Annotated in this window: 3 protein-coding genes and 1 pseudogene; all 4 read left to right on the top strand. The window is 36.0% G+C overall.

What is annotated here, in order from left to right; translation table 11 throughout:
- Nucleotides 1–117, top strand: a pseudogene (locus tag ACFIK0_RS08835) (DUF3792 domain-containing protein); the annotation flags it as partial.
- 904 nt (nucleotides 118–1021) lie between these two features.
- Entirely contained in the window at nucleotides 1022–1369 is a 348-nt protein-coding gene (locus ACFIK0_RS08830; RefSeq protein WP_375663848.1) for a hypothetical protein, read from the top strand.
- Nucleotides 1370–1967: 598 nt separating this feature from the next.
- Nucleotides 1968–3332, top strand: a complete 1365-nt coding sequence (locus ACFIK0_RS08825) for an MFS transporter (protein WP_375663847.1) — start codon at nucleotides 1968–1970, stop codon at nucleotides 3330–3332.
- Nucleotides 3333–4742: 1410 nt separating this feature from the next.
- A partial coding sequence (locus tag ACFIK0_RS08820) for an abortive infection family protein (protein WP_375663846.1) occupies nucleotides 4743–5653 on the top strand: 911 nt, incomplete at its 3' end.

Here is a 5653-nt window from a genome sequence, read left to right as displayed (position 1 = left end):
AAAACAGCCTCCAATATGGGGTGGTGGGGCTTTTTAGGCAGTCTGGTAGGCGCCATTATTTCCAGTGTTTTTGGCTACTACGGTTATAGAAGCCGTAAGGACACTTTCATGCTTTAAAACGTCTACCTTTAAAACAAATACATAAAAAGCTGCACGTATAGTGCAGCTTTTTTGCAAAATCTTCTTGATTTTTCATGCTTTTCAACACAACAAGAATTTTCGAAATCCACGTGAAGCTTTTATAATCGTGAGAAACAAGCTTCAAAATAAAAGATTTTTTTCAATAATTCTATTTTTTTATGTTTTTCCTTTAAAAAACTTCTTAAATGAAGTGTTGACTCCATCGATTATATATATGCCATTACAGCATAACAAATATGCGGCTCTTGCTCTATTTTTTCCATTTAAGCCAAACGAATTTCGCAAAAAAATATTTCTCTACGATCAACAACTTTTCTCAATGTGGAAAACATATCAATCTTACATCTCATGTAAGAGGGAGCATTATGCGGTTAACATTTCATCCACACACAATATGAGAGAATAAGTTGAATTCTCTGATACAAAGGGAATACCAACCTACCAAATTATCTATTCTCAACAAAGCAACACTCTCACCACTTCAATACCAGTATTTTAGTTTGAGGATACGAACACAATTTACATTCTAGATTAAATGTATCAAATAAATAATGAACATAAAATCTATGAATAAACAATGGTTTAACTTTACATGCTTCAAACAAAGGACAAAATTCTATAATCATGCGTTATTAATTCTTTTATAAATATTTTTATCAGATATCAAAAATCGTACCATTGCTTTCAATACAAGAAACCGACATAAAAAGTTTCATATTGAATGACCAAAATAGTTTTTTACAAATTGCAATATTAGAGCAAAATCTTCATTGGCTAATTATACGAAAAAATAAAATAGAAAATGCATTTTAATAAATATAAAAGCAAATTGTTTTATAAAAGAATATGTAAAAAACCATAAATCAACTTATGATCATGTATTTATGATTCAGATATTGAGTTTAGTTTTGCACAATCGTTTGAAAAAAATGATGAGATTAAAGTTTATGCGCAACTGCCTAAATGGTTTAAAATTGATACACCTCTTGGATCATATACTCCCGATTGGGCTGTATTATTCGAGCAAGATGGGCAAGAAAAACTGTATTTTGTTGTGGGAAGCAAAGGTAGTATTTTCGAAGACATGTTGCGCGATCTGGAAAAAGCAAAAATCCATTGCGGTCATGAACATTTCAAAGCTTTGGGAGAAAATACCCAATATATTGTTTCTGATAATTATGAAACTTTTATCGATCAAGCACTTCAAAAAGATACCATAACAACTTGAAAAAATGTTTGGGCTATGGAAACAACCCTCCCCTGTTGTTTATAAAATGCACCTTTTTCCTACTCTATAATTTACAAGCCCTTCCTTATAACCGATTTTAATTTTTATTAAACAATCAAGAGATTGTCGAATATTTTCCAGAAAGGGCTGCACATTTAAGAAAAGAAAATTATAAACTATTGAGAATACATTTGACACCCAAACAATCATTTAAGCATAAAAAATGATATATAAACAAACATTGGATTTTTAAGTCAATAATTTGATTTATAAAGATTTTTACATTTTCCATGTTAAATAATAAATGCAAATGGAGCAGGCATGCACGTCTCGTGTAGGTTCTGCTTTTGCTCTCATGCAAAGTGAATTGACAGAAAACAAACTCCTCGATAAACTCATCAAAATCAGCTTAACTGATGGCTTCATTTTGGAGGAAGAGGAGTTTGTACACAAGAGAAGCATTTGGGGACCATCAGCACTTCCAATCACATTCATTCCAATATCAAAACCGCAGACATCACAAACACGTGTTAATTTTTAAAAGTCTGTGAATGGGGCGCAACCAATGTTTTAAAGAACATCTGTAGGGAGCATGATCATGCAAAAGGTAGATTCCTATACAAAAACAGAACGGTATGTCATATATACCGTCATTATTTCCAGCATACTTCCTCTGCTGGACGGAAGCATTGTTAATGTCATCCTTCCTAACCTTGCGCATTATTTTTCCGTGGAAGGAAATAATATACAATGGATTGTAACATCCTATTTTCTAGCCACCGTGCCAGGACTACTGATGGCAGCTTTTGTGCAAGGAAGAATAGGTATCAAAAGCACTTGGTTTCTTGCAAGCTTCATTTTTATGCTTGGATCACTGGGGGTAGGATTAAGCTATAGTTTTCCAACTATTATATCTGCCCGTATCGTTCAAGGTTTTGGGACCGGTCTTTTGCTACCCCTTAGCCAAACCATCATTGCCTTACAATTTGGACAGACACGAGTGCGCCAAGCCATGGGCACCATAGCCGTACCAACAGTTTTCGCTCCTGCCTTTGGTCCGCTGGTGGGCGCCTCACTTGCTCAGTATGTCTCTTGGCGTTTGTTATTTTTTATTAATATTCCGCTTATTTTATTGGCACTCACCCTTGGAGCAAAACATTTAAAGAACAACGAAACAACAAAAACAAAATTTAACTTATTTGCATTTTTAGCGTTTTCCACATCGCTTCTTTCGTTTTTTTACCTCACAGAAGCCAGAAACATCAATAACAAAAACCACTTATATATCCTAGCACTTATAGCGGTGATATCTCTCATATTATTCATTGTTTCTAATCAGAAAGCAAAAAACAAATTAATCGTCTTTAGCGGATTTCAAAATGCGCGCTATACATTACTCATGATCATGGGGCTTGTTGCTTCATTTCTTTTTTATAGCTTCCTCGTTTATTTCCCACTAGCCATTGCCATGGAACAAGCCCATGAAAATAGCCTTCTCATCATCGGTGCGGTCCTAGCTCTGCAAGGGGTAGGAGCATGGATCGGAAGGAAATTTATTTACCAAAAATGGAAAGAAAAATCTCCCTTTTTCATGATAGGAATTGGTTTAGTGATATCAAGCCTTGGGTTATTATGCTTCGGCTATAATATAAGCATGGATGGACTTGGATTCTTGCTAAGAGGCATAGGACTTGGCATCGCCACCATTGTCTGCCTTTCCGCCCCCATCCAATATGTCAACAGTTTATACGTCAAAGATACAGCCGTTATCACACGCATATTACAGCAAATAGGTGGTGCCTTAGGGGGTATATTCGCTGGCTTTTTGATCCATTCTCTGACAGAAGAATACTTGTCCTTAAACCAAACATATATCGTATTCTTCATATTCTCTATCGCTGCATTTTTACTGTTTTGCCTAGCCCTCCTCTTATCGCGTAAAGAGAAGAATTCCGATTTATGATATGCTTTATTTGAACACCCTATCCATAACATTGGCAATGGCATATAAAATCATACAGCATTTACCACTTTTCGAGAAACCAACACACTGAGACCTTGACCACAGCCTTCATCATTTTTATGAAAGAACACTAAACCGATAAGCTCCTTAAGCTCTAAAATTGATCACCTCCAGTAACGTACGGTGTTTGTAATTTTATGATACCTCTGTGCTTTTAGATCCCTCTAAAAACCTCTTGAAATATGGGATTTTCTGATCAGACCTTTGCAAAGATCCACGAAATTAAGCACGCATTTCAATGCGGAATAGTTCCATAAATGCGCTAACAGACGCCCTACCGCACCAGCATAGAATATAGAACCCGCCCCCGCGCACGCCCCTATAAATGCTAATCATCTTTTACCACACACCGCGATGTGAAAAATCGTACTGTATTACAAACTTGATAATGTTATTCACCCCTTTTCAAAGTCATTGAATCACTATGCTTTCATAACAGCAATAGGTCCAAATGAAACTGAAGCGACAAAAACAGCTGGTAAAGCAGCATCTTCTCTCCATTTCATTGTTAACTGTTATAAGAAATCTCCCCCACTTTAATAAAAAAGCCCTCTCTCATTGAGAGGGAAATTTTAAAAACATTGAAAATCATGATGCACAATGACAGACAGCAAACCATCTCTAAAAAGGCTGTTTTTTTACTTTTACAGTGTGCTCTGAGATTTCTCTAACATTTTCCTGCCTTTAGATTTTCCTTATAAAATTTACGGACAAAAGAAGCTTTTCAGAACTCTTTTACACATAACTTCATTGCTTCAAGCTCCCTTACAGACACGATAAACGCGTATATTTCCATCTACCAAGTATGCGAGCTTCACAGCGGATATAATGAAAACAGTCTTTTTATAGAAAACCGTAAGCTTTAACGGAATAAACGAGATTTTAAACTAGCCTCCCGCATTACTCATTACTCTATACCGGTTATGCAAATAAAGAGCCCCATCTACTTTTTCTGACAAGCAAAGAACACACACAACATTTAGTAACATGCCATTATTGAAATTCTTGTCACAAGACCTTCCGTTCAGGGATTATGCGCATTGCCTGCTTCCTTCTCTCTAATAAACAATCTGCCAATAAAGAATGCTATTGCAGTTACGATAATACAAAATTATACTTCTGTTCTCATTCTATATTTTTCCAATTATCACGCATTATTCACCCCCTTCACTGCTTCACTGTTATAACAATGAAAGGAGAAAAAAATTAAAACACAATATGGCATTTCTCTTTCACAAATCTTATATAAGCCACAAAATTGTTGCGCGACTTTCTAAGCAAGGTCAGACAATAAAATCATACTCTAAAAACCACTCAACATACCACTTTTTGATATTACAAAGATACAAAATGCAACTATCGTCTCCGCAAACAATATCTCAGAAAAACAAAATCCCTCCTGCAACAATTAGGGCACTCTCTCAAATATTACCAAAGTACTATTGGCCAGAGAATTTGGATGCCTTATTCTTTTATACACCATCTGCTCCTCATGAGTACCTAAGTGATGATAAAGAAGTCACGATTAAGAAACGACTAGACACAATCAATGTAAAATGCAATGAACCGCTTGAAGTCCTTGGTCCCCTGCTTGGTGATTTTTTGGACAGCGAGTTTCATAAGTTAGTCGGATTCATATTTCAAGACATACCAGAAGATCAAATGCTACAAGAGCTTAAAGAAGATCAACGTAAAATTTTAGAAACGTTAAAGAAAGATGGATTGGAATATCAGCGTGGAGGATATATTATCAAGAATGAGGTGACCTTCACACAAGAATTGCAAAAAGCTGGTCTCCTCTCGATGGAAGAGCTAAAAAAACTTATTGCAGAGAAAGAACTTTCAGCAGTAGAGATCGAAATAAATAGAGCATTAGAAAATATAGAAAAAGATCCTAGGGAGGCAGTTCTATTTGCAGCAAATCTGTTGGAAGCCTCTTGCAAAGCTTATCTCGACCACCATTCTATCCCATATGCAGAAAACGCCCGTAATAATCTGCCCGCTTTATGGGAAGAAGTCGTTAAGAAAGCTAAGATCCATCCCGAAGATATGAAGCAAGAAAACTTAAAAAATCAAGATCTAGATGAAAATGACTTAAAAATGATCGCATCCGGTCTGTATCAAATTGTGCGCGGTACTATAAAGTTAAGAAACAAGAAAGGTGCAGCGCACGGCCGCTCAAAAAAGGATTTTGAACTAATCAATCTCAAGCCTCGCCATGCGCGTTTAACTTTTAATGCCGCCCATTCTCTCTCAATTTA

The organism is Bartonella sp. CL63NXGY (assembly GCF_042194905.1).
In the GTDB taxonomy this organism is placed as follows: domain Bacteria; phylum Pseudomonadota; class Alphaproteobacteria; order Rhizobiales; family Rhizobiaceae; genus Bartonella.
The sequence above is the reverse complement of the archived record's forward strand: the minus strand, read 5'-3'. Positions and strand labels throughout refer to the sequence as shown.